The following is a 22,350-nucleotide window of genomic DNA, read 5'->3' on the forward strand; positions in this document are numbered from 1 at the left end:
CCCTATCTGCGCCCTTCCGCTGCCCCAAGGGGACTTCCAAACCGCAAGGCAGCTTGTCGTTTTATGGTTTCAACGAACCGTTTTGGGGGTCCCTTGAGTTGCACATCTATCCTGACGCACTGGCTGTAGTTCGCGACCTCCGTCCGGACGAACCTGTAATCCTTAACCGTCCGCATGCGGCGCGGCGCGCGGCCCGTTTCTTCATCGAGAAGTTTCCGGGCAAGGTGCTTTACGCTGTCAAGGCGAACCCCGCGCCCGATCTCATCACCATCCTGTGGGATGCCGGGGTGACGCATTACGACGTCGCCTCGATTGCCGAGGTGCGGCTGGTGCGCGGCCTTCTGCCGCAGGCGGTGCTGTGCTTCATGCACCCGGTGAAGACCGCGGCTGCGATCCGCGAAGCCTATTTCGAACATGGCGTGCGCACCTTCAGCCTCGATACCGCGGAAGAGCTTGAAAAGATCGTTGATGCCTGCCGCGATCCCGCAACGGGTGAGCCGGCCCGCGATCTGCGTCTGTGCGTGCGGCTGCGCGTCTCGTCGGAATATTCGGAGCTTTCGCTCGCCTCCAAGTTCGGCTGCGATCTGATCGAAGCGCCGGTGCTCTTGCAGGAAGTCCGCCAGCATTGCGACTGGCTGGGCGTGTGCTTCCATGTCGGCAGCCAGGCGATGACCCCGTTTGCCTTCGTGCAGGCAATGGATCGCACCCGTGCGGCGATTGCCGAGGCGGGCGTGGTGATCGACATGATCGATGTCGGCGGGGGCTTCCCGAGCAGCTATCCGGGGCTTGAACCGCCGCCGCTCGAAGATTACTTCGCGATCATTGCGCGCCACTTCGAAGCGCTGCCGATTGCCTACAACGCCGAACTCTGGTGCGAGCCGGGCCGGGCGCTGTGCGCCGAATATTCGTCGATGATCGTGGCGGTGACGAAGCGCCGCGGCGAAGAGCTTTACATCAATGATGGCGCTTACGGCGCGCTCTATGATGCGGCCCATGTCGAATGGCGTTTCCCGGTGCGCGCGCTCGAAGATGATCTGATCGAGCCGCTCAAGGATTTCGCCTTCTACGGGCCGACCTGTGATGATGCCGATTACATGAAGGGGCCGTTTGCGCTCCCGGCAGATATCCAGGCGGGCGATTACATCGAGATCGGCATGCTCGGCGCCTATGGGGCGGCGATGAAGACCGGCTTCAACGGCTTTGGCGAAGCCACGGTCGTGATGGTGGCGGACGAGCCGATGGCGAGCCTCTACACCGGCGGGCGCGTGCGTGAGGCGATCGACAACGTGGTGAGCCTGCGCTGACAAAGGCTGCGGTTGATCCAGTTCCGGCCGTCATTCCGGTGCAAGCCGGGATGGCGGCCGCGTTGGTTATATCGCCCGTGCGCCTTTGTTCCTCGCGGGTTGTTGCATGATGACGCAGCACTCCGCACAGTCCCATAGCAGCGCGCGCCTGGCGTGGCTGTCTGCTGTCCTCTTCGGTGTTGTGGCGCCGTGGGCGGCGATGTGGCTGCTGGATGCCCGTGCTGGCGATGGGCCGATCATTGCGCTTGGCGGCCCGATCCTTGCTGTCGGCCTCATGGGGGTTGGCATGATCGGCGCAGCGGCAGCGGCAAGCATGCGGATCGGGGTGCTGTGCGCCCTGCTGAACGGAGCGGGGCTGCTTGGGCTGGGCTGGGCCCTTGGCCTGCCGCTGATCGGCCATCCCTTGCCATGCGCGCTCGCGATGATCATCGCCAGCCTGAGCTTTGCCGTGCGCGGCGCGCTGTTCGCCCGCTCTGCTGGCGACAAGGGCTGGTGGATCGCGGTGTTTGTGGTGACGGGTGAGGTTGCGATCCTTGCCACCGCCATGGCGCTGCCCGCTGCCTTGCCGGCATGGTTGCTGGTCTTGCTGCCCGCGCAATGGGCGAGCGTGTCGATCCAGATAGCGCTGGCCGGAACGCCGATCATCGCGGCTGGCGCGGCGCTGGCGGCGCTCGTCGGGACGGCCGCTGCAACGCATCTGGTGGCGAGGCTATGGCCGCGCCGCTGGCCCTATCTGGTGATGTTCACCGCATGGCTCGGCTTCTCGGCGCTGGTATGGCACTATCCTGCCCCGCCAGTTGACGCGGCGAGCCCTGCGGCGTCTGCCGCGGATCAGCCTGGCAAGCCTGCCCCCGAACGCTCTTAGTCAAACCCGATAAAGCGTGCGGCTTCGGCCACGCTTTTGCGGTGGCTGACCACCGCATTGGCGGGAAAATCGGGATCGGGCCAGCCCATCGCCACCGCTTTCATGATCACCTGATCATCGGGAATGCCCGCGTGTTCACGCACCACCGGGCTTTGCATGATGCCCTGTGAATTGATGACGCAGCCAAGCCCCTTGCTCCACGCCGCGTTGACCAGCGCGGTTGTCACCGCGCCGCAATCAAACGCCGTGTCGTCAGAGCCGCCCAGTTCACGATCATAGGTCACGATCACGCACACCGGTGCATCGAACTGGCGGAAGCCGCGCAGCACCCAATCCTGCCGCGCGTCCTTGTCATCCCGCGCGATACCCATCGCGGCGAAAAGCTGCTTGGCGACTTCGACCTGCCGTTCGCGGTGGACACCGGCAAAGGCCTCACCCCGGCGGAATTCGCGGCTGTCGGGAACCCCGGCGAGGATGTTCTCGGTGTTGCCCTTGCGGATGCGATCCAGCGGCGCGCCGGTGATGACATGGAAATGCCACGGCTGGGTGTTCATCGAGGTCGGCGAGCGCATGGCAAGCGTCAGCACCTCTTCGATCAGCGCGCGCGGCACCGGCTTGTTCAGATAGCCCCGGATCGAACGCCGCCCGAGGACCACCTCGGCATAGGTCTGCTGGGGGTTGCCGCTCATCTCTCTCTCCCGAATCTGTCTATCGGGAGGGGTGCTAGCGCAGCCGCGCGTCCGGACAAAGGGCGCTACGGCACGGCGCTGCGGATCAGGCCGCTTCGGCGAGTTGCAGTTCGAGCCGGTCCCAGATTTCCACCAGCGCTGCTGTCAGCTCGTCCATCATCGCTTCGGTGTGGTTGGGACCGGGGGTAAAGCGCAGACGCTCGGTCCCGCGCGGGACCGTGGGGAAATTGATCGGCTGCACGTAGACGCCATATTCGGCGAGCAGGATGTCGCTGATCTTCTTGGCGCGCACCGGATCGCCCACCATCAGCGGCACGATATGGGTGACCGAATCCATCACCGGCAGGCCCGCTTCGGCGAATTTCAGCTTGAGCATCGCGGCAGCCTGTTGCTGGGCATTGCGCTCGATGCTGCTTTCCTTGAGGTGCTTCACCGAAGCAAGCACGCCCGCCACCAGCACCGGCGAAAGCGAGGTGGTGAAGATAAAGCCCGGCGCGTAGGAGCGGATGCAATCCACCACCTTGGCATTGGCGGCAATATAGCCGCCCATCACCCCGAACGCCTTGCCGAGCGTGCCTTCGATGATGTCGATGCGGTGTGCGGCATTATCGCGTTCCGAAATGCCGCCGCCGCGCGCGCCATACATGCCGACCGCGTGGACTTCGTCGATATAGGTGAGCGCGTTGTATTTCTCGGCCAGATCGCAGATCGCGTGGATCGGGGCGACATCGCCATCCATCGAATAGACGCTTTCAAAGGCGATCAGCTTGGGCGTGTCGGGGTTTTCCGCCGCCAGCAGTTCTTCGAGATGCGCCACATCATTGTGGCGGAACACCCGCTTGGGGCAGCCCGAATTGCGGATGCCGGCGATCATGCTGGCATGGTTCAATTCGTCGGAGAATATCACGCAGCCCGGCAGCAGCTTGGTCAGGGTCGAAAGCGTCGCGTCGTTCGAAACATAGCCCGAGGTGAACAGCAGCGCTGCATCCTTGCCATGGAGATCAGCCAGTTCGGCTTCGAGTTCGAGGTGGAAATGCGTGTTGCCACCGATATTGCGCGTGCCGCCGCTGCCTGCGCCGACATCATGGAGCGCGGCTTCCATCGCCCCGATCACCTTTTCATGCTGGCCCATGCACAGGTAATCATTCGAACACCACACGGTGATGGGCTTGGGCCCGTTATGCCCGTGAAAGCATCGCGCGTTGGGATAAGCGCCCTTGTTGCGCATGATATCGATGAAGACGCGATAGCGGCCTTCCTCGTGAAGGCGGTCAATCGCGGCATCGAAGATCTGATCGTAGTTCACGTGGCGCAGCTCGTCTTGTCTCTCGTGTGGGATCAAACCACCGTGCAGCCCAAAGGTTTCGTGAGGCTATCTAGGAGCCGCGGGAAAATTTTGCCACCGCGATGTTTGCGAGCGGCTCGCAAGCGGCGGCGGTGCGGTCAGAACGCTTCGACCGGCCCGAACCCGCGCGCGGCCAGCGCGTTGTCCAGCCCTTCGGCGGCTGTCACCGGCCCGGTCACGACAAAGCGGTTGGGGCCATGGCGGGCAAAATCCTGCCCCTCCAGAAGGTGCACGATCCGCCGGGCGATGCCCTGCGCACCATCGACCAGCGCGACCTCGGGGCGGAACACCGCGGTCAGCTCGTCCGCCAGCAGCGGGAAATGGGTGCAGGCGAGCACCAGCGTATCGATCGCCTTGCCGCCGGGCATGGCGCGCAGCTGTTCGGCAATCGCCTGCACCGGCGCGAGATCAACCGGCTTGCCGCGCAGCTTGGCTTCGGCAAGGCTGACGAAGGCGGGGGCTGCAATCCTGAGCAGGCGTGTGCCATTGGCGAATTCGGCTTCGAGCCTGTCGACATAGGCCTGCCGGATGGTCGCTTCGGTGCCGATCAGGCCGATGGTGCCGGTCTTTGTGAGCGCGGCGGCGGGCTTGATCGCGGGGACAGTGCCCACCACCGGCACTTCCAGCACTTCGCGCACCATGCCGAGCGCGATGGTCGAGGCCGTGTTGCAGGCAATGCAGACCAGGCGCGGGCGAAACCGTTCGGCCATGCGTCCCAGCAACCCGGCGACGCGGGCGGCGATCTGCGCCTCGGTCTTGCTGCCATAGGGCAGCCCGGCGAGATCGGCCGCGTAGATCACCGGGGCTTGCGGCAGCAACGGCTGGAGCGCGTCATAGACCGTCAGCCCGCCAACGCCGGAATCGAAAATCAGGATAGGGGTGGACGCGTCGACCATGGCCTTGCGGCGATGGCCGAGGCGCTGTGCAAGGTCAACTGCCGCGCTGGCTCAGGGCTTGCTGGCGGCGGCCAGATCCATGCCGATGCTAGCAAGCTGCGCGGCGGACCATTGGTGGAATTCCGTGTAGCTCACCTTGCCATCGCCATCGCGGTCGGCCTCGCGGTAGAACTCTTCGGCGCGGGCTGACCCGGCGAGCTTCAAGCCGCTTGTGGTAATAGCCGGTTTGCCTTGCCTCTCGGCGCGGGCCTCGTTCAGGACACGCGCCACGGCAGCGGCGGTTTCTTGCTTGTCGATTACCGCGAATTGAATGATCGGCGATTCGGGCGGTTCAAGAAAGCCCGAGCGGTCCTCGTCGAGCAGATTGAAAGTCCGGCGGGTGGAGGCGGCAATCCGTTCCTCGGCGCTGCTGGTGGCAGCGGGAGGGCTGGCGGCCTGCGGCGTGGCTTGCTGTGACAGCACGATTGCAGCGACGATGGTGAATAGCATGGCAAAAGCTCCCATGGTGCGTGGTTGAGGGCGCCATTGCTGCCGCTCCTGCGCTGCTAAGGGAACCTCCGAAAGCTGGGCTCCGGCTGGCTGGTACCTGCCCGGTAGGGCCTCGGCTTCGGCCAGCAGGCGCGCCGCTTCGAGCGAGGAGGCAACGCCGAGTTTGAGCCGCGCGGTCTTCAGCCGTTTTTCGATCGCATGATGCGAAACCCCAAGGTCGAGCGCGATTTCCTTGGCAGTCTTGTGTTCCAGCCAGCCGCGCAAGGCCTGCCGTTCGCGCTCGGTCAGTGTCGTGATGGGGTTGTTCGCACCGTTTTTGGCTTCCATGGCGGGCAGAGTAACTGCTAGCGAACGCAAGGCAAAGTACGGCCGGACAGTAAGGAGAGGGCTCGCGCGCTATGGAACCTGTTTTTGCTGCTGTGCTGGGATTTCTGTGCGGCTCGATCCCCTTCGGGCTCATCCTGACGCGCGCAGCCGGGCTCGGCGATGTCCGCAAGATCGGCAGCGGCAGCATTGGCGCAACCAATGTGCTGCGCACCGGCAACAAGGGTCTGGCGGCGGCCACCGTGCTGCTCGATGCGGCGAAGGGTGCGCTGCCGGTGCTGGCAGCAGCGCACCTCTGGCCCGGCACCGAAGGGATTGTCGCTGTTGCAGCAGTTGCGGGACATTGCTTCACGCCATGGCTCGCTTTCAAGGGGGGCAAGGGATTTGCCACCGCCGCAGGCGTGCTGGCCGCGTTGGCATGGCCCGCGATGCTCGCCTGTGCGGCGATCTGGGCGACAGTGCTGGCCGTGAGCCGGATTTCATCGGTGTCCTCGATGACGACAGTCGTCGCTGCGCCGCTCGTGGCGTGGGGACTCGGCTACCCCGAGGTCATGGCGCCGCTGGTTGCCATCGCCGTGATCGTCCTCATCCAGCACCGCGCCAATATCGGCCGCCTGATGCGCGGTGAGGAGCCGAAGGTGGGCGCCAAATCATGATAAGAAGCGACATCTGATGGAAGGGCCCGGGTCGCAGCGGGAGCCTTCCTCCCCCCAACTCAGTCAGGTCGAGGCCTTTGCCCGGATCCGCCTGTTGCGCTCGCCGCATATCGGGCCGATTTCCTATCGCCAGTTGCTGGCGCGCTTTGGCACGGCTGCTGCGGCGCTCGATGCGCTGCCCGATCTCGCCAGCCGGGGCAGGGGGCCATATCGGCCCGCCAGCGCCGACATGATCGAAGGCGAAGTGGCCGCGGTGCGCCGCGCGGGTGCGCGCTATCTCTTCCACGATCAACCCGATTACCCCGCGCTGCTGGCCGAGCTTGAATCCGCGCCGCCCATCCTCACCTGTCGCGGGCGGTTGGCGCTGGCGGGGGAGCCTTGCGTGGCGCTGGTCGGGGCGCGTAACGCCAGCGCCGCTGCCGTGAAGCTCGCGCGCGATTTCGCCGCTGCGCTCGCCGAAGCAGGCTTCACCGTGGTTTCAGGGCTGGCGCGCGGGATCGATGGCGCGGCGCATGAAGGCGCTTTTCCCAAGACCATCGGGGTGATCGCCAGCGGGATCGACATTGCCTACCCGCCGCAGCACACCGACTTGCAGGAGCGCATTGCAACAGATGCGCTTCTGATCGCCGAACAACCCCCCGGCACCGAGCCACGCGGGCGGCATTTCCCTTCGCGCAACCGCATCATCGCCGGGCTCGCGCTGGGCACGCTGGTGGTCGAAGCCGCGCCGCAATCGGGCAGCCTCATCACCGCCCGCCTTGCCGGAGAGGCCGGGCGCGAGGTCATGGCCATTCCCGGCTCACCGCTCGATGGCCGGGCGCTGGGGTGCAATCAATTGATCCGCGAAGGCGCGGTACTGGTGCAAACCCCCGAGGATGTGATCGAACTGCTCCAGAGCTTTACCGGCGCGCCGCGTTCACGCTTTCGCGTCGCCGATGATGCCGGCGGTTTCGATTATGCCGAACTGGCGGAGGCAGAGCCGGGCGAGGGTGCGGCGGTGATCGCGAGCTTGCTCAGCACGGCGCCTGTCAGCATTGATGACCTGATCCGGCAATCCGGCGCCAACCCGGCGGCGGTGCATTGGGCGCTGCTCGAACTGGAACTGGCAGGCGAGATCATCCGCCATGCCGGAGGGTTGGTAAGCCGCGCGACGTAATCTGCCCCGGGCCCTTGTATCGCCTCTTGACCGGGCATAAATCGCGGCCCCACTCTCGCGCGTACACACACGTAAGGGATTTTCGGTCGCTCTCATGCAACTTGTCATCGTTGAATCGCCCGCCAAGGCCAAGACCATCGAGAAATATCTCGGCAAGGACTACAAGGTTCTCGCGTCCTATGGCCATGTCCGCGATCTGCCGCCCAAGGATGGCAGCGTGAAGCCTGATGAGGATTTCGCGATGGAGTGGGAGCTCTACCGCGACAAGCAGAGCCGCTTCAAGGAAATCGCCGATGCCGCCAAGGGCGCGACCCGGCTGGTGCTGGCGACTGACCCTGATCGCGAGGGCGAGGCCATCAGCTGGCACGTGCAGGAGCTGCTGGCCAAGCGCAAGGCGCTGCCGAAAGCGGTTGATCGGGTCACCTTCAACGCCATCACCAAGCAGGCCGTCACCGAAGCGATGGCGCGCCCGCGCCAGCTCGATAAGCCGCTGATCGATGCCTATCTGGCGCGCCGCGCGCTCGATTACCTGTTCGGCTTTACGCTGTCGCCCGTGCTGTGGCGCAAGCTGCCGGGCGCCAAGAGTGCTGGCCGCGTGCAATCGGTGGCTCTGCGGCTGATCGTTGATCGCGAGCGCGAGATTGAAGCCTTCCGTGCGGATGAATATTGGTCAGTCGTCGCGCAATTGCAGCATGACGGCACTGATTTCACGGCCAAGCTGGTGCGGTTCCGGGGCGAAAAGCTCGACAAGCTTTCGCTCGGCGCACAAGGGATCGCGCTCGAAGCCAAGGCTGCCGTCGAAGCCGGGCGCTTCACCGTCGAAGGGGTTGAGACCAAGCCCCTGAAGCGCAATCCCGCGCCGCCGTTCACCACCTCGACGCTGCAACAGGAAGCCGCGCGCAAGCTCGGCTATTCCGCGCAGCACACCATGCGGCTCGCGCAGAGTCTCTACGAAGCAGGCGCCATCACCTACATGCGGACGGACGGCGTCCAGATGGATGCAGGCGCGATCGCTGCCCTGCGCGAGGCCATCGGCGCGCGCTATGACAGCGCCTATCTGCCCGAAAAGCCGCGTTTCTACAGCACCAAGGCCAAGAATGCGCAGGAAGCCCACGAGGCGATCCGTCCGACCGATTTCACGCGCGAACGGGCTGGTTCGGGTGACGAGGCCAAGCTTTATGACCTGATCTTCAAGCGCGCGATGGCGAGCCAGATGGCCGCCGCGCAGCTTGAACGCACCACCGTCACCTTGCGCGATGCCACCGGGCAGCACGAATTGCGCGCCACCGGGCAGGTGATCCGCTTTGCCGGTTTCCTTGCGGTCTATCAGGAAGGTTTTGACGATTCCGACGAGGATGAAGATGGCCTGCTCCCGATGCTCAAGGCTGGTGACACCCCGGCCAAGCGCGGGGTTGAAGCCACCCAGCACTTCACCCAGCCGCCGCCACGCTTCTCGGAAGCCTCGCTGGTCAAGCGGCTGGAGGAACTCGGCATCGGGCGACCTTCGACCTATGCCTCGACCATCCAGACCCTGCGTGACCGCGCCTATGTGCGGATGGAGAAAAACCGTTTCTTTGCCGAGGAAAGCGGGCGGCTGCTGACAGCCTTTCTCGAACGCTTCTTCCCCGATTACGTCGCCTATGATTTCACCGCCGGGATGGAGGACGAGCTTGATGTCGTCTCCGACGGGCGTGAGGATTACAAGGCGCTGCTCGCCCGCTTCTGGCGCGATTTCAAGCCCAAGGCCGACGAGGTGATGGAGAAGCTGCCTTCGGAAGTGACCGAGGCGCTGGATGAATATCTCTCCGATTTCCTGTTCCCACCGCGTGAGGATGGGGCTGATCCGCGGGATTGCCCGCTTTGTGCGAGCGAAGGGCGCGCGGGCGGCCGGCTATCGCTGCGGGGCGGGCGGTTTGGCGCCTTTGTGGCCTGCGCCAATTATCCCGAATGCAAATACACCCGCCGCTTTGCCCAGCCGGGTGGGGCGGGCGAGACAAGCGCCGAAGATGGCGTGATGGGCCAGCACCCCGACACCGGCATCGACATTGTCCGCAAGACCGGCCGCTTTGGCCCCTATGTTGAGATGGGTTCGGGTTCCGAAGCCAAGCGCGCGAGTATCCCCAAGGATCTCGATGATTTCGATCTCGATTGGGCGGTGAAGCTGCTTGATCTGCCGCGCATCATCGGCGCGCACCCGGATACCGGGCTGGAAATCGAAGCCAATATCGGGCGTTATGGCCCCTATCTGCGCCACGATGGCAAGTACGGGAAGCTGACGAACACCCGCGAGGTGTTCGAAGTGGGCATGAACCGCGCGGTCGATATCCTCGCCCAGGCCGCCAATCGGGGCGGAGCAGGCGCGGCGCGCGGCAAGGCGGAAGCGATTGCCACGCTCGGCGCGCATCCGGTGAGCGGCGGTGAGATCAAGGTCATGCCGGGCCGCTATGGCCCTTACGTGACCGATGGCACCACCAACGCGACGATCCCCAAGGACACCAAGCCCGAAGACGTCACGCTCGACGCCGCCATTGCGTTGATTGATGCCCGCGCAGCCAAGGGGCCAGCCAAGGGCAAGGCCAAGAAAAAGGCCGCTCCCAAAAAGAAGGCTGCCGCGGGGAAATCGTCAGCCAAAGCATGATTGCGCGCGGGCGTTGGTAAATCGTCAAGTTTTGGCGCTTATCACGATTCTCCAAGACCGGGGACCGCCAACGTGATCGAGATTGAAGTCCAGAACGAGACCCATCAAAGCCAGTCGCGGCTGCGCTTTGCTGCCGTGCCACGGATCGGGGAAGGCATTCGTCTGCGCGAACCCGATGGCATGTGGGCGAGCTATGATGTGATTGATGTGTGGTACCAGAAGGCCGAATTCGGCGATGTCTGGATGCCCTATCTGCATGTTCGCATCACACCGGGCGAAGGCGCGGCGGGGGAGCCTGAAGCGGCGCAATTCGCGTCCTTCGATGCCGGTTTTGGCGCCTATGCGGGGGAGGTCGAGCCATTCAAAATCTGATCAAACGCAACACCGGCCCGTATCGGCGTGCGGGGCTGGAAGGCAAGACGCTGGCGGAAAAGCTGGCGGCCAGCGAGGGCGCACAGGCGCATGCCGCGGCAGATGCCATGCCCGCCGCTGCCGAAGCGGGGGCGCCGCCGCGCGCCAGTGAGGCCCCGGAGGATGATACCGCCGCGATTGTGGCAGCGGCCAAGGCGATGCGTGATCGGTTTGCGCCGGGCACGGTGCCCGCCGCGACCGCGCGGGTCTGCCTGATCGTCGATGACAGCCGCGTGATCCGCAAGGTTTCCTCCAAGATCGCGCGCAGCCTTGGCTATGTCGCGGTCGAGGCCGAGAATGGCGAGGAAGCGCTTGCCCGTTGCAAGCAGGCGATGCCCGATCTCGTGCTGACCGATTGGAACATGCCCGAGATGGACGGGATCGAATTCGTCAGCAAGCTGCGCGCGATCCCGACGCCCAAGGAGCCGGTGGTGGTGTTCTGCACCTCGAACGGGGAAGCCAAGGACATCCATGATGGCATCGCGGCGGGCGCGGATGACTATATCGTCAAGCCGTTCGACGAAGCGGCCCTCAAGGCAAAGCTGGAGAAGCTGGGGCGGGGGTAAGAAACCCTTCGTCGCCCCGGACGTGATCGGGGGATTGGCACTCCGCTCTCACTTCGCGCTGCAAACTCCCTTCCCTAGAGGGAAGGGCTGGGGATGGGTGTGCCACGCCCGCTGGTGTCGAACCCCCACCCCCAACCCCTCCCCACGGGGAGGGGAGAAGCGGCAACGCTCCACTGCGCTCACCGCACCCAGTCGAGCCCGATTTCCTCGAACAATTCCTTGTCCTCGGCCCAGTTCTCCTGCACCTTCACGTGCAGGAACAGGTGGACTTTCACGCCCAGCACTTCGGCCAGTTCCTTCCGCGCCGCCTCACCGATCGCCTTGATCCGCGAGCCGCCCTTGCCCAGCACGATCGCGCGCTGGGTATCCCGCGCAACCACGATCTGCTGGTGAATCTCGATGCTGCCATCGGGGCGGACTTCGTATTTCTCGGGCCGCACCGCGCTGTCATAGGGCAGTTCTTCATGGAGCTGCTGGTAGAGCTGTTCGCGGGTGATCTCGGCGGCCAGCAGGCGTTCCGAGGCATCCGAAACCTGATCTTCGGGATACATCCATGCGCCTTCGGGCATCAGGCGGGCAAGCGTGTCCTTCAGCTCACCCACGCCTTCGCCGGTGAGCGCGGAAACGAAGAAGATTTCGGCAAAATCCACCTTGCCCGCAAGCTCCTGCGCCAGCGCCAGCAAGGGTTCCTTCTTGGCGCGATCAACCTTGTTGAGGACGAGGATCTTGCGTTCGGGCCGGGTGGCCAGCGCTTCGAGCAGCGGTTCCAGCTCGTGGCGGCGCTGCTTGATCGGATCGACCATCAGCAGCACGGCATCAGCGGCTTCCGCGCCTTCCCACGCCGCGTTCACCATCGCGCGGTCAAGGCGGCGGCGCGGGGCGAAGATGCCCGGCGTGTCGACAAGGATCATCTGCACCGCGGCGCCATCGCATTCGTGCAGCGCAATGCCGAGCATTCGCGCGCGCGTCGTCTGCGCCTTGGCACTGGTGATCGCGACCTTCTGGCCGACAAGCTGGTTCACCAAGGTCGATTTGCCCGCATTGGGCGCGCCGATCACGGCAACCATGCCGCAGCGGGTGGGGGTATTGGTTTCTTCCATCATAACTTCCGTTGGGGCTGAACGGGTCGAAGCCCGGCGGTTTCTGTTCTAGCATCGCGGCCTAAGCAAAGGACAGCCCTGCGATACGCGCAGGGGGAGCGAGGCTGGCTTATCCGAATTGTTCGAGAAAGGCCTTGGCGGCGAGCCTTTCGGCCTCGCCCTTGCTGGTGGCGCTGGCTTCAGCCGCGCCGACCTTGTGGATCGAGACCCGCACGGTGAAACGCGCCGCATGATCCGGCCCGCTGCGCTCGACCACCTCGTAAACCGGCATGGCCCGGCGATTGCCTGCCGCCCATTCCTGCAAGGCGCTTTTGGGGTGCTTGGCGCGGCCGACATCGCCTTCCAGCTCGTCCGCCCACAGGCGGTAGATCACATCGCGGGTGGCATCAAAGCCCTGTTCGACGAAACTTGCGCCGATCAGGGCTTCCATCACGTCGCCAAGGATCTTGTCGCTATCCTTGCCGCCATCATCGCGCGCCTGTTTGCCCAGCCGGATGTGATCGGGCACGCCGATCCGCCGCGCAATCCGTGCGCAGGTGGTGCCGCTGACCAGTGCGTTGAGCCGCTGCGACAGCTTGCCTTCCGGCCCGTCACCGGCGCGGTAGAGCCAGCTGGCAACCGCCAGCCCGAGCACCCGGTCGCCGAGAAATTCAAGCCGCTGGTAATCGCGCGCCATCGCCTCGTTGGGACTGCCGCTGTTGCCGTTGAAGCTGCCGTGGGTGAGCGCTTCGAGCCAGCGCGTCTCTTCCGCCACCCGGAACCCGAGCGCGGCTAGCCATTCGCGGGTCTGCGGTTCGAGCTGGGTCATAGTGTCGTCCCGATCCGGTCCCAGCGCGCAGCGGTAAACCAGGTCCACGGCTTGAGCCATTCGGCGCTGCCATCGGTTGACCACGCGATGATGCTGGCGCGGCCCACCAGATTGTTCATCGGCACCATGCCCACGCCGAACCCGGCCGCTGCGGGGAAACGGCTGTCCTGCGAATTGTCGCGGTTGTCGCCCATTACGAACAGCGCGCCGGCCGGCACCGTGACAGGCGCGTAATTATCCGCGCTGGATGGCCCGAAATCGACCACGGCGTGGCGGCGCCCGCCCGGCAGGGTTTCGATGAAGCGCTGATACTTGCAGATGCTGGTGCCATCGGTGCGCAGGGCTTCCTCGCCCCCCCATGCGCAGGCAGTGTTGGGGGAGAGCGCGATCTCGAAATCGCGGGTCGCTTGCAAGGGCAGGGGCGCGCCGTTGAGCACGACTTGGCCCTGCACCACCGCGATGGTGTCGCCCGGCAGGCCGATCACGCGCTTGATATAATCCGTGCCATCGACCGGATGCTTGAAGATCACCACATCCCCGCGTGCCGGTGTGCCGGGGAACAGGCGCCCGTCGGGCAGGGGAAGGCGAAACGGCAGCGAGTTGGCCGAAATGCCATAAGGCCACTTGGCCGCCAGCAGATAGTCGCCGTTGACGAGCCGGGGCACCATGCTTTCCGAAGGGATGGTAAAGGGCGAGAAGATAAAGCTGCGGAAGATCAGCACCGCCAGCAGCAATTGCACCAGGAACAGCGCAAAGCTGCCATGCCCTTCGCGCCCGGCAGGCTCGCGTCGATCATCAAGCGGTTCGCCAAGCGGCGCGCCGCGCTGTAAAGATTGGGGCTTAACATCCATGCCCAACCCCCTTACGCGCACCGGCACAATCGCGCAAAGGGATGTGAGACCATGGGATCAACAGCAGCAGAGCAAGCGGCTATTTGGCAGCGGCTGGCAGCGATGCCGACACCAAGCTTGCAAGCGCTGTTCGCGGCCGATCCGGGGCGGGTGGAAGCGATGACGCTACGGCTTGCCATCGCCGGGGATGAGGTCGCGCCCACCACCATGCTGATCGACTGGTCGAAAACCCATCTTCACGCCGATACGCTCGCAGCCTTTGAGGACCTGGCCGAAGCATGCGATTTTGCCGCCGCGCGCGCCGCGCTGTTCGATGGCGGGATTGTCAATGTCACCGAAGATCGCGCCGCCACCCACAGCGCGATGCGGGGCAGCGGCACGCCGGCGCAAGTCGAGGAAGCCGAAGCCCTGCTCGCGCGGATGGGCATGCTGGTCGAGGCCATCCACGAAGGCGCGCTGGGCGAGGTGAAGCATCTGATCCATATCGGGATCGGTGGCTCGGCGCTTGGCCCGGCGCTCGCGATTGATGCGCTGACCCGCGATCTGGCGCTGGTCGATGTCCATGTCGTCTCGAATATTGATGGCCTTGCGCTCGAACAGGCCTTTGCCGCCTGCGACCCGGCGACGACGCTGATCGCGATCGCTTCCAAGACTTTCACCACCATCGAGACGATGACCAACGCCGCCAGCGCGCTGAAATGGCTGTCGGATCATGGCGTGGCCGATCCCGGCGGGCGGGTGATCGCGCTCACCGCTGCGCCTGAAAAGGCCGTGGAGTGGGGCGTCGATGAAACCCGCGTGCTGCCGTTCCCTGCCAGTGTTGGCGGGCGCTATTCGCTGTGGTCGTCGATCGGCTTTCCCGTGGCGCTGGCGGTCGGGATGGAGGAATTCACCGCGATGCTCGCCGGGGCCAAGGCGGTGGATGATCATTTCCGCACCGCCGAAGGGCGCGCCAATGGCCCGCTGATGGCCGCCTTTGCGGATCAGTATTACGCCCGCTTGCGCGGCTGCCAGACCCGCGCGGTGTTCGCCTATGATGAACGGCTCAAGCTGCTGCCTGATTATCTGCAACAGCTTGAAATGGAATCGAACGGCAAGGGCGTGCTGGCCGATGGCAGCGCGGTCAGCGGCCCGACGGCCCCGGTGACATGGGGCGGGGTGGGGACCGATGCCCAGCATGCGGTGTTCCAGCTGCTGCATCAGGGCACGCATCTCATCCCGGTCGATTTCATTGCCAGCATCGCGCCGGGCAACGCGCTGGACCCGGCGCATCACCGCAATCTGCTGATGAACTGCCTTGCCCAAGGCGCAGCGCTGATGGCGGGCAAGGCGGCGGAAGATCCGGCGCGTAGCTATCCCGGGGATCGTCCGTCGACGACGTTCCTGGTCGATGATCTCGATGCCGCGATGTTCGGCGCGCTGATCGCCTTTCACGAACACCGCACTTTCGCCAATGCCGTGCTGATGGGGATCAACCCCTTCGATCAGTTCGGGGTCGAGCTGGGCAAGGCCATGGCCAAGGCCATCGACAGCGGCGAGGAAGCCTTTGATCCGAGCACCACGGCGCTGATGATAGCGGCCGGTTTGCGCTAGGCACACAGCGGCGGGGGATGAAGCGGGCGCGGCGGGCTTGCCGTAACATTGTTACAGTCCTATTGCAGGATACCCCCAACCCCGCTTGCGCGTTGCAGGTGGCTCGACAGATCAAGGACCGCTTCATTGAAGCAAGCGCAAGGCGCTGCGGATAACCCATCCCAGCCAACGCCGATCAACCGGGTGCAGGAAAACCTGCTGGCCCGCAGCGAACGTCGCATTCTCAACTGGCTGTGCGCCCGCTTTCCGGCGTGGGTCACGCCCGATATGCTGACCGGCGTCGGCATGGTCGGCGCGTTCATGGTGTTTGCCGGCTATGCTTCGAGCAATTTCGGCGATGGCTGGCTGTGGCTGACAATGGCTGGCTATTTCGTCCAGTGGTTGGGCGACAGCACCGATGGCAGCCTTGCGCGCTTCCGCCAGATCGAACGGCCGCGTTATGGCTATTTCCTCGATCACAGCTGCGACGGGTTGGCGACAACCCTCGTGGTGGTCGGGATCGGGATGACGCCTTACGTCGCGATGGAATTCGCGCTGGTGGCGCTGACGGGCTATCTGCTGCTGTCGATCCATGCCTTCCTGTCGGTGCGGGTGCTGGGCGAGCTGAAGCTGTCCTATCTCAACGCCGGGCCGACAGAGCTGCGCTTTATCCTGCTGGCCTTCACCATCATGATGATGGTGGCGGGCCCCGATGCGCCGCGCTGGGAGACCCCGTTCGGCTCGATCAACGGCTTTGATATCTTTACCGGCGGGGTCGGGCTGATCCTGATCGTATTGTTCGTGTTGCAGACCATGGTGACCTCGCGGCGGCTTGCCGTGATGGAGCCGCCGCGCAACGGGGAATGGCGTCAGCCTTGACTTTACGGCGATAAGCGCCCAGAGGCCGCTCATCGAAACGCGCTAGCCAGCGTGAAGCGGCGGACATGTGAAAAGTATCCGCCCCGGCCGCGTTCCGGTTTTCCCAAGGACTTCCCTTTTCACGCGGGTGGTTTGACCCCCGCGCCGCGCGTCGCCTTGTGCAGACGCGCGCCGCATATATTGCGAGTAATACTTCATGACTTTCGAAGATCTCGGGCTGTCGCAGCCCGTTCTACAGGCGCTTGATCTCAAGGGCTACACCACGCCGACCCCGATCCAGCAGCAGGCGATCCCGCCCGTGCTGAAGGGGCGCGACCTGCTCGGCATTGCCCAGACCGGCACCGGCAAGACCGCGGCTTTCATGCTGCCGGCGATTGATCGCCTGCGCGAAAACGACAAGCAGATCCCCTTCAAATCCTGCCGCATGCTGGTGCTGGCCCCGACGCGCGAACTGGCGGTGCAGATTGCCGATAGCGCCAAGGATTACGGCGCGCTCGCCGGTCTCAAGGTGGCGGTGATCGTTGGCGGCACCTCGGTGGGCAAGGATCGCAACAAGCTGCATCGCGGCACCGATATTCTGGTGGCCACGCCCGGTCGCTTGCTCGATCTGGTCGATCAGAAGGCGTTCAACCTGTCGGGTATCGAGATCCTCGTGCTCGACGAAGCCGATCAGATGCTTGATCTCGGCTTCATCCACGCCCTGCGCAAGATCCGCGAACTCGCGCCGGCTGATCGCCAGACGCTGTTCTTCTCGGCCACCATGCCCAAGGCGATCAAGGAACTTGTCGGCGGCTATTGCCGCAACCCGGTGCAGGTGTCGGTCACGCCTGAAAGCACCACCGCCGAACGGATCGACCAGTACCTCTTCATGGTGCAGCAGGATGAAAAGCAGGCGCTGCTCGAAATGATCCTGCAAGGCCGCCATCAGGTGCCCGGCGTGTTTGAGCGTGTGCTCATCTTCACCCGCACCAAGCATGGCGCCGACCGCGTGGTGAAGCGGCTTTCGCATGCCGGCATTCCCTCGAACGCGATCCACGGCAACAAATCACAGGTGCAGCGCCAGCGCGCGCTGGATGAATTCCGCAAGGCCAAGGTGCCGGTTCTGATCGCGACCGATGTGGCCGCGCGCGGGATCGACATTCCGGGCGTAAGCCATGTGATCAATTACGAATTGCCCAATGTGCCCGAACAATATGTGCACCGCATTGGCCGCACCGCGCGGGCGGGCAAGGAAGGCGTGGCGATTGCTTTCTGCGCCGAGGATGAACGCGCTTATCTCAAGGATATCCGCAAGGTCACCGGCGCAGAGCTCGACCGTCTGCCGTTGCCGGATAATTTCCGCGCCGTGGTGGAAGGCGAAGGCCCGACCAAGCCTGCACCGCGCGTGCCGATGAAGCGGGTGCAGCCGCGCCCGGTTGGTCAGCGCAAGCCGCAAGGCGATCAGCGGGGCGAACGCCGCGCCGATGGTGAACGCCGTCCGCAGGATGCCCGCGCGCAGGGCAGGCCGCAGGGTAAGCCGCATGGTCAATCGCAGGGTCAGCCGCAGGGTAAGCCCAGCGGCGATCGCGCCGGAGGCGGCCCGCGTCAGGGGCAAGGCCGTGGTCAAGGCCAGGGCCAAGGCCGTGGCGGTGCGGGTGGTCGCGGTCGTCCCGGCGGTGCCAGGGGCGGTGGCGGTGGCGGCCGTCCGCGTTCCGCCAGCGCCTGATCATCTTGGCATAGGGCCTGCTCTCGGCCATAGCGCCTCCTGACTCAATCAGGAGAGCGCTGTGGCGGAGCAGGACTACGATTTCGATCTTTTCACCATTGGTGCAGGATCGGGCGGCGTGCGCGCCAGCCGGGTGGCGGCGGCCCATGGGGCACGCGTGGCCGTAGCCGAGGAATACCGGGTCGGCGGCACATGCGTCATCCGGGGCTGTGTGCCCAAGAAAATGCTCGTCTATGGCGCGCATTTTGCCGAAGACCTCGAAGATGCCGCCGGGTTCGGCTGGACGATTGCAGGCAAAAGCTTCGACTGGATCAAACTGCGCGATCATGTGCAGGCCGATGTGACCCGGCTCGAAGGCCTCTATGGCCAGACGCTCTCCAATCACAATGTCACCGTCTTTACCGAGCGTGCGACCATCACCGGCGATCACCAGATCACGCTGGCGAGCGGCAGGGTTGTCACCGCCAAGACCATCCTCATCGCCACCGGCGCGCGCCCGCATATCCCCGAATTCCCGGGGCACGAACATGTCATCACCTCGAACGAGGCGTTTCACCTCGACAGCCTGCCGCGCCGCATCCTGATTGCGGGCGGCGGCTACATCGCCAATGAGTTCGCGGGCATCTTCAACCAGTTCGGCAGCAAGGTGACGATCGCCAACCGCTCGGACACGATCCTGCGCGGCTACGATGAGGCCGTGCGCGATCGCCTGCTGCAAATTGCAATGGTCAAGGGCATCGAATTCCTGTTCCGGGCGCAATTCGAATATGTCGAAAAGCAGGATGACAGGAGCCTGCGCGTCAAGCTGACCGGGCAGGATGAACGCGTCTTCGATTGCGTGATGGTGGCGACAGGCCGGGTGCCCAATATCGAAGGGCTCGGGCTCGAGACCGTCGGCGTCGAACTGGGCGAGCGGGCGCAAATCAAGGTCGATGCCTTCAGCAAGACCAACATTGATTACATCTACGCCGTCGGCGATGTGACCGACCGCGTGCAATTGACCCCGGTGGCGATCCGCGAAGGGCAGGCCTTTGCGGATTCCGTCTTCGGCAAGGGCGCGCCCTATGCGGTTGATCACAGCTGCGTGCCTTCAGCCGTGTTCAGCCATCCGCCGATTGCCGCCGTCGGGATGACGGAAAGCGAGGCGCGTAACCAGCTCGGCTCGGTCCGCGTCTATCAGGCCGATTTCCGCCCGATGAAGCATGTGGTGGCGGGCCGTTCCGAGCGCGCGCTTTACAAGATGATCGTCGATGCCGCGAATGATCGGGTGGTTGGCATTCACATGATCGGGCCGGATGCGCCCGAAATCATGCAAGCCGCCGCGATTGCGGTGAAGGCCGGTCTGACCAAAGCCGATTTCGACGCCACCTGCGCGATCCACCCGACCATGGCTGAAGAACTGGTGCTGTTCAAATGAGCTGATGCAGCGGCGGCGCGTTCGCGTTTTTGACACGTTGACGCTTGCCGCGCAAAACGGCAACGCCGTGCGCAAATATCCAAGGGGAATGGAATGTCTGCCAATATCGCCGAGATGGAACGCCGCCGCGAAGCTGCCCGCATGGGCGGCGGGGCCAAGCGCATCGAAGCGCAGCATGCCAAGGGCAAGCTGACCGCGCGCGAGCGGCTCGACGTGCTGCTCGACGAAGGCAGCTTCGAAGAGATCGACACCTATGTCGAGCATGACTGCATCGATTTCGGCATGGAGAGCCAGCGCATCCCCGGCGATGGGGTGGTGACGGGCAGCGGCACGATCAACGGGCGGCTGGTCTATGTCTTCAGCCAGGATTTCACCGTGTTCGGCGGCTCGCTGTCCAAGCGCCACGCCGAGAAGATCTGCAAGGTGATGGAGACCGCGATGAAGGTCGGCGCGCCGGTGATCGGTTTGAACGATTCGGGCGGGACGCGGATTCAGGAAGGCGTCGCCAGCCTTGGCGGCTATGCCGAGGTGTTCCAGCGCAATGTGCTGGCGAGCGGCGTCGTCCCGCAGATCAGCCTCATCATGGGGCCGTGCGCGGGCGGGGCGGTGTACTCGCCGGCGATGACCGACTTCATCTTCATGGTGAAGGATTCGAGCTATATGTTCGTCACCGGCCCCGATGTGGTGAAGACCGTGACCAACGAGGTGGTGACACAGGAGGAACTGGGCGGCGCGATCACCCACACCACCAAGACCTCGGTCGCCGATCTCGCCTACGAGAACGATGTCGAGGCGCTGCTCGCCACCCGCCGGTTCTTCGACTTCCTGCCGCTGTCGAACCGCGACGAGGCCCCCGTGCTCCCCACCGCCGACGCGTGGGACCGGATCGACAACAGCCTCGACACGCTGATCCCCGACAACGCCAACCAGCCCTATGACATGCACGAGGTGATCACCAAGGTGCTGGACGAGGGCGATTTCTTCGAGATCCAGCCGGCCCATGCGGGGAACATCATCTGTGGCTTCGGCCGAGTGGAAGGCCGCACCGTGGGCGTGGTGGCGAACCAGCCGATGGTGCTCGCCGGCGTGCTCGACATCAATTCTTCCAAGAAGGCCGCGCGCTTCGTGCGCTTCTGCGACGCCTTCGAGATCCCGATCATCACCTTCGTCGACGTCCCCGGTTTCCTCCCCGGCACCGCGCAGGAACTGGGCGGGATCATCAAGCACGGCGCGAAGCTGCTCTTCGCCTATGCCGAGGCGACCGTGCCCAAGATCACCGTGATCACCCGCAAGGCTTACGGCGGGGCCTATGATGTGATGGCGAGCAAGCACCTGCGCGGCGATCTCAACTACGCCTGGCCCACCGCCGAAATCGCGGTGATGGGCGCCAAGGGCGCGGTGGAGATCATCTTCCGCCAGGAAAAGGACGATCCCGCCAAGATCGCCGAGCGGACCAAGGAATACGAAGACCGCTTCGCCAACCCCTTCGTGGCGGCGCAGAGGGGCTATATCGATGAGGTGATCCACCCGCACTCGACCCGGCGGCGGATCGCCTTGGGGCTAAGGAAGCTGCGGACGAAGCAGTTGGAGAACCCGTGGAAGAAGCATGATAATATTCCGCTATGATTGAGGGCGTCATCCAAGTTCTAGCCGGAGGGTTGCTTGCACTCGCGGGGACGTTCGTCGGTCCATTCTTTCAGCGTAAGCACGAAAAATGGCGGGCTGACCGCGACGACCGAGCTATCTTGCGATCTAAGGCGGAGGAGCTCTTTGATGAGCTAGATCAGTTTGTTGCCAAGTCTCAAGCAGCAAGCTTGGCTGCCGTTGCCAAGATGCAAGACGATACGGTTGAAGGCAAGCCGGTTCCTGAACTCGGACGCGTGCGGGCAATTGCAGCGATCTACTTTCCGACCGCTCTACAGCTGATCGATACGTTTGAGACAGAAAACCTCGAGTTCATAAAGTGGGTTGGCACTACAACTGAAGCTGCGCTGAAGGATGGCGAAGCAGGGCTTAGCGTGCTCAAAAGTTTGCCGATGGTGATGGCGATCAAGCACCAGCAGCGGGGATCAAAATTCGTTTCGGACTTACGCAAGCATCTTGCTGACAACGTGCCGAAGATGGAATTGGAGAAATCTTAGAATGAAACTCGGCCGCTTGAACCACATCGGGGTCGCCACGCCCTCCATCGCGGACTCGATCGCCTTCTACCGCGACGTCATGGGCGCGACCAAGATCCACACGCCCTTCGATCTTGAGGAGCAGGGCGTGAAGGTCTGCTTCGTCGACACGCCCGGTGCGGACGGTGCATTGAACGGCACCCAGATCGAGCTGATCGAGCCGTTGGGGGAGAACTCCACGCTCGCGGGCTTCCTCGCCAAGAACCCGCTCGGCGGCCAGCATCACCTGTGCTTCGAGGTGCCCGACATCGCCGAGGCGCGCTCGGAATTCGAGGCGCTCGGCAAGCGCATCCTTGGCCCCACGCGCATCGGCGCGCACGGCACCCCTATCTTTTTCGTCCATCCCAAGGACATGGGCGGCATGCTTACCGAGATCATGGAGACGCCCAAAGAGGGCACGCACTGGTCGAATTGAATGAATTCGTCTCCCCGGGTTTGATCCGGGGTCCCGCTTCCTTTTGTCACCTCGGCCAAAGATAGCGGGATCCCGGCTCGGGGG

At 64.2% G+C, this 22,350-nt stretch carries 21 protein-coding genes; 14 read left to right on the top strand and 7 right to left on the bottom strand.

Translation table 11 applies throughout. The features are described from left to right. Positions 1 to 98: 98 nt before the first annotated feature. Both SOQ14_RS10205 and SOQ14_RS10210 read left to right on the top strand, forming a co-directional pair. Positions 99 to 1,304 carry a type III PLP-dependent enzyme gene (locus tag SOQ14_RS10205; RefSeq protein ID WP_322897998.1) on the top strand — a complete coding sequence of 402 codons (1,206 nt, stop codon included), beginning with the start codon at positions 99 to 101 and terminating at the stop codon, positions 1,302 to 1,304. Between the two features lie 106 nt (positions 1,305 to 1,410). Beyond that, positions 1,411 to 2,169, top strand: a complete 759-nt coding sequence (locus SOQ14_RS10210) for a hypothetical protein (protein WP_322897999.1) — start codon at positions 1,411 to 1,413, stop codon at positions 2,167 to 2,169. Here SOQ14_RS10210 and SOQ14_RS10215 read toward each other — a convergent pair. The 4 genes from SOQ14_RS10215 to SOQ14_RS10230 form a co-directional block, all read right to left on the bottom strand. Next, the gene (locus SOQ14_RS10215; RefSeq protein WP_322898000.1) at positions 2,166 to 2,858 is read right to left on the bottom strand and encodes a nitroreductase; all 693 of its coding nucleotides are present in this window, start codon (positions 2,856 to 2,858) and stop codon (positions 2,166 to 2,168) included. The two genes, SOQ14_RS10210 and SOQ14_RS10215, sit on opposite strands and share 4 nt — an antisense overlap. Positions 2,859 to 2,943: 85 nt before the next feature. Further along, a complete protein-coding gene (gene hemA / locus SOQ14_RS10220) occupies positions 2,944 to 4,164 on the bottom strand; it encodes a 5-aminolevulinate synthase (protein ID WP_322898001.1) in 1,221 nt (406 codons plus the stop codon). A gap of 137 nt (positions 4,165 to 4,301) precedes the next feature. After that, a complete protein-coding gene (murI, locus tag SOQ14_RS10225) occupies positions 4,302 to 5,099 on the bottom strand; it encodes a glutamate racemase (RefSeq protein WP_322898002.1) in 798 nt (265 codons plus the stop codon). Between the two features lie 51 nt (positions 5,100 to 5,150). Then, entirely contained in the window at positions 5,151 to 5,915 is a 765-nt protein-coding gene (locus SOQ14_RS10230; protein ID WP_322898003.1) for a LuxR C-terminal-related transcriptional regulator, read from the bottom strand. A gap of 71 nt (positions 5,916 to 5,986) precedes the next feature. Here SOQ14_RS10230 and plsY point away from each other — a divergent pair, with 71 nt between their 5' ends. The 5 genes from plsY to SOQ14_RS10255 all read left to right on the top strand — a co-directional run bounded on the left by plsY (position 5,987) and on the right by SOQ14_RS10255 (position 11,339). Beyond that, positions 5,987 to 6,568, top strand: a complete 582-nt coding sequence (plsY, locus tag SOQ14_RS10235) for a glycerol-3-phosphate 1-O-acyltransferase PlsY (protein ID WP_322898004.1) — start codon at positions 5,987 to 5,989, stop codon at positions 6,566 to 6,568. Between the two features lie 16 nt (positions 6,569 to 6,584). Beyond that, entirely contained in the window at positions 6,585 to 7,724 is a 1,140-nt protein-coding gene (dprA, locus tag SOQ14_RS10240; RefSeq protein WP_322898005.1) for a DNA-processing protein DprA, read from the top strand. Positions 7,725 to 7,818: 94 nt separating this feature from the next. Beyond that, positions 7,819 to 10,362 (top strand): type I DNA topoisomerase, encoded by a 2,544-nt coding sequence (gene topA, locus SOQ14_RS10245; protein ID WP_322898006.1) that lies wholly within the window; start codon positions 7,819 to 7,821, stop codon positions 10,360 to 10,362. A 72-nt stretch (positions 10,363 to 10,434) separates the two neighbouring features. Beyond that, the gene (locus tag SOQ14_RS10250; RefSeq protein ID WP_322898007.1) at positions 10,435 to 10,734 is read left to right on the top strand and encodes a hypothetical protein; all 300 of its coding nucleotides are present in this window, start codon (positions 10,435 to 10,437) and stop codon (positions 10,732 to 10,734) included. 107 nt (positions 10,735 to 10,841) lie between these two features. Further along, positions 10,842 to 11,339: a response regulator gene (locus SOQ14_RS10255; RefSeq protein ID WP_322898008.1), complete on the top strand. Its 498-nt coding sequence runs from the start codon at positions 10,842 to 10,844 to the stop codon at positions 11,337 to 11,339. Positions 11,340 to 11,518: 179 nt separating this feature from the next. On the opposite strand, the gene era is transcribed toward SOQ14_RS10255, so the two are convergent. The 3 genes from era to lepB form a co-directional block, all read right to left on the bottom strand. Continuing rightward, the gene (gene era, locus SOQ14_RS10260) at positions 11,519 to 12,439 is read right to left on the bottom strand and encodes a GTPase Era (protein ID WP_322898009.1); all 921 of its coding nucleotides are present in this window, start codon (positions 12,437 to 12,439) and stop codon (positions 11,519 to 11,521) included. A gap of 109 nt (positions 12,440 to 12,548) precedes the next feature. Then, positions 12,549 to 13,247, bottom strand: coding sequence for a ribonuclease III (gene rnc, locus SOQ14_RS10265; RefSeq protein WP_322898010.1), 699 nt, complete (start codon positions 13,245 to 13,247; stop codon positions 12,549 to 12,551). Next, positions 13,244 to 14,098: a signal peptidase I gene (gene lepB / locus SOQ14_RS10270; protein WP_322898011.1), complete on the bottom strand. Its 855-nt coding sequence runs from the start codon at positions 14,096 to 14,098 to the stop codon at positions 13,244 to 13,246. The genes rnc and lepB overlap by 4 nt, the downstream gene beginning before the upstream one ends. Positions 14,099 to 14,149: 51 nt before the next feature. Here lepB and pgi point away from each other — a divergent pair, with 51 nt between their 5' ends. The 7 genes from pgi to mce all read left to right on the top strand — a co-directional run bounded on the left by pgi (position 14,150) and on the right by mce (position 22,266). After that, a complete protein-coding gene (gene pgi / locus SOQ14_RS10275) occupies positions 14,150 to 15,691 on the top strand; it encodes a glucose-6-phosphate isomerase (RefSeq protein WP_322898012.1) in 1,542 nt (513 codons plus the stop codon). Positions 15,692 to 15,817: 126 nt separating this feature from the next. Then, complete coding sequence (locus SOQ14_RS10280; RefSeq protein ID WP_322898013.1) at positions 15,818 to 16,549, top strand: CDP-alcohol phosphatidyltransferase family protein; 732 nt, start codon at positions 15,818 to 15,820, stop codon at positions 16,547 to 16,549. A 196-nt stretch (positions 16,550 to 16,745) separates the two neighbouring features. Then, positions 16,746 to 18,254, top strand: coding sequence for a DEAD/DEAH box helicase (locus SOQ14_RS10285; RefSeq protein WP_322898014.1), 1,509 nt, complete (start codon positions 16,746 to 16,748; stop codon positions 18,252 to 18,254). Positions 18,255 to 18,315: 61 nt separating this feature from the next. Beyond that, positions 18,316 to 19,671 carry a glutathione-disulfide reductase gene (gene gorA, locus SOQ14_RS10290; protein WP_322898015.1) on the top strand — a complete coding sequence of 452 codons (1,356 nt, stop codon included), beginning with the start codon at positions 18,316 to 18,318 and terminating at the stop codon, positions 19,669 to 19,671. Positions 19,672 to 19,764: 93 nt separating this feature from the next. Beyond that, a complete protein-coding gene (locus tag SOQ14_RS10295; RefSeq protein WP_322898016.1) occupies positions 19,765 to 21,297 on the top strand; it encodes an acyl-CoA carboxylase subunit beta in 1,533 nt (510 codons plus the stop codon). Then, positions 21,294 to 21,812 (top strand): hypothetical protein, encoded by a 519-nt coding sequence (locus SOQ14_RS10300; RefSeq protein ID WP_322898017.1) that lies wholly within the window; start codon positions 21,294 to 21,296, stop codon positions 21,810 to 21,812. The genes SOQ14_RS10295 and SOQ14_RS10300 overlap by 4 nt, the downstream gene beginning before the upstream one ends. Before the next feature lies 1 nt (position 21,813). After that, entirely contained in the window at positions 21,814 to 22,266 is a 453-nt protein-coding gene (gene mce, locus SOQ14_RS10305) for a methylmalonyl-CoA epimerase (RefSeq protein WP_322898018.1), read from the top strand. The last annotated feature ends 84 nt before the right edge of the window (positions 22,267 to 22,350 follow it).

This window comes from Erythrobacter epiphyticus (assembly GCF_034653295.1).
In the GTDB taxonomy this organism is placed as follows: Bacteria; Pseudomonadota; Alphaproteobacteria; order Sphingomonadales; family Sphingomonadaceae; genus Erythrobacter.